Origin of the sequence: Streptomyces sp. NPDC046939, from assembly GCF_040644575.1 — a bacterium.
GTDB lineage: Bacteria > Actinomycetota > Actinomycetes > Streptomycetales > Streptomycetaceae > Streptomyces.
Window position 1 is genome coordinate 1 of the sequence record NZ_JBEYWV010000075.1, and the last position, 2,408, is coordinate 2,408.

The window sequence follows — 2,408 nt, forward strand, 5'->3', positions numbered from 1 at the left end:
GGCCCCCGGTCATGCAGGACGGGGGCGGGCGGTCTGGCCCCGGTCATGCAGGACGGGGGCGGACGGTCCGGCCCCCGGTCATGCAAGACGGGAGCCGGACCGTCCGCCCCCGGCATCGCACAGGGGAGAACGGGCCGCCCGGTGTCAGGCCTCTGCGGCGGCGTGTGCCGGGGAACCCTGCGCCACCACCCGGCTCCCGGCCAGCGACGGCTGGTCCTGGATCGGGGACAGCCGCTTGCCGAGCCGCAGGGACAGCGCGGTGATGCCGAGCGAGAACAGCAGGAACGTCACGATGTACGGCCCGTGCAGCGAGGCCCCCATCGGCCCGCCCACAGCGGGCCCGACGGCGAGCGCGAGCTGCTTGACCAGCGCGAACGCCGAGTTGTACGAGCCGACCATCCCGGCCGGGGCGAGATCGGCGACCAGCGGCGCCACGGTCGGCGACAGCATCGCCTCACCCAGCCCGAAGAGCGCGTACGTGGAGATGAACGCGGCCGTCGCCATGGCCTGGCTGCCGTGCCCGAGCCCCGCGTACCCGGCGGCGGCCCACGCGACGGCCCAGATGAGGCCCACGGCGGCGATCACCCGCGAGCGCTTGCGGCGCTCCACGAACTTCAGCACGGCGAACTGCGCGACCACGATCATCGCCGTGTTGGCGGCAAGGGCGATGCCGAGCGTCGACGCCGAGATACCGGCGGCCTCGACCCCGTACGCGCTCAGGCCGGACTCGAACTGTCCGTAGCAGGCGAAGAACATCACGAAGCCGAGCCCGCACAGCTGGACCATCGCCCGGTGCCCGAGCAGCGCCCGCAGGCCACCCTTGGCCCCGTCCTTCGGTATCGACTCACCGAACGCCGGGGAGTGCGGCATCCGCACGGTCAACACGATCGCGGCGAGCACCAGGAACATCACGGCCTCGATGCCGAAGAGCAGCAGGAAGCTGTCCGGACGGCTCTCGTCCACGATCTGGCCACCGATGAGGCCGCCTATGCCGAGCCCCAGGTTCTGCAGGAAGAACTGCATGGCGAAGGAGCGCGTCCGCGTCTCCGGCGCCGAGCACCACACGATCATCGTCGCGAGCGCGGGCTGCAGCACGGCGGTCCCGGCGCCCAGCACGGCGGCGGCGCCGATGGCGGCCGGCTCACTGCTCGCGAGCCCGAGCCCGATCGCACCCACGGCCGCCACGACCGATGCCACGAGGAGTACGGGGAGCGGTCCGCGCCGGTCGATCGCGCGGCCGGTGAAGGGCAGGACGACGAGAGCGGCCATGGCAAAGGCGGCCAGCACGATGCCGGCCGCACCGGCACCAAGATCCCGGACCTCCGCCACATAGACGTAGAGGAACGGAACCGTGAAGCCGATGCCGAACGCGCTCAGCGCGCTACCCACCTGAACCCGGCGCATCGCAGCGCCCATCGCCCTGGTCACTTTCACCTGCCCTTTCGCAGTCAAGACTTCGAAGCTAAAGTTAGAAGCTAAACTATACACAGAGAAGGACTTCAACGCCAACCACATCTGTGTCAGACTGCCGGGCATGGCCGACACCCCCGGCGGGCCGCCAGCCGAGCCGACGCTCGACGAGCAGATCGCCGCCTACCAGCGCGAGTTCCAGGACCTCGACCCCCAGGTCGAGGCGATCGTCTCGGCGCTCGGCAGACTCAACCGCCGGATGAACGTGGCGTACGGGCGCCAGACCGCCGAGATCGGCATCAGCAACACGGAGTGGGAGGTCCTCAAGGCCCTCGTCCTCTCCGGCTCCCCGTACCGGATGGGCCCCGGCGAGCTCGCCAGACGGCTCGGCCTGACCCCCGCCGCGATGACCCACCGCATCGACCGCATGGTCCAGGAGGGCCTGGTCACCCGCGACCGCGACGAGAACAACCGCGTCCGCGTCATCGTGGAGCTCACCCCGCAAGGCCGCGAGAAATGGCTGGCGGCCATGCGCCTCGCGTCCGTCTTCGAGGAGGACCTCCTCCAGGACCTGACCCCGGTCGAGCGCGGCCTGCTCGGCGAGGTCCTCATCCGCCTCCTGCGCCGCGTCGAGGAGACCCAGCCGGACGCCGGCGGCCGTCTCACCGACCTCGACTGAGAACCCAGCGACGTTGCGGCGTGCGGGGGTTGACACTACCCCGATCGATCCGTAAGGTTCTTCGGGTTGCCGCAGAGCTGTAACGGTTCTGCGACAGCACCTTCCGCCGCTGAAGCGGCACCCACACATCAGCACGATCTCCCTCCGGGATTTGTTTTCGGCGTGCCCGAATTCATTTCGCTTCGCTCCGATTAGGAACGAGGACGGGAATCAGCTAATGTCTGGGACGTCGGAACGGCCCAACGGCTGGAGCGACAAACCCGGTTGACAGGGAATCAGCCCCGAAAGGATCTGATAGAGTCAACACCGCAGGAAGGCC

The 2,408-nt window shown here is 69.5% G+C and carries 2 protein-coding genes; one reads left to right on the forward strand and one right to left on the reverse strand.

Going from position 1 to position 2,408, the window contains the following annotated elements; all coding sequences use genetic code 11:
• Positions 1-144: 144 nt before the first annotated feature.
• Positions 145-1,416 carry an MFS transporter gene (locus ABZ877_RS39645; RefSeq protein WP_361081580.1) on the reverse strand — a complete coding sequence of 424 codons (1,272 nt, stop codon included), beginning with the start codon at positions 1,414-1,416 and terminating at the stop codon, positions 145-147.
• A 118-nt stretch (positions 1,417-1,534) separates the two neighbouring features.
• Between ABZ877_RS39645 and ABZ877_RS39650 the strand changes: the two genes are divergently transcribed.
• A complete protein-coding gene (locus ABZ877_RS39650; protein ID WP_361081583.1) occupies positions 1,535-2,089 on the forward strand; it encodes a MarR family transcriptional regulator in 555 nt (184 codons plus the stop codon).
• Positions 2,090-2,408 lie beyond the last annotated feature (319 nt).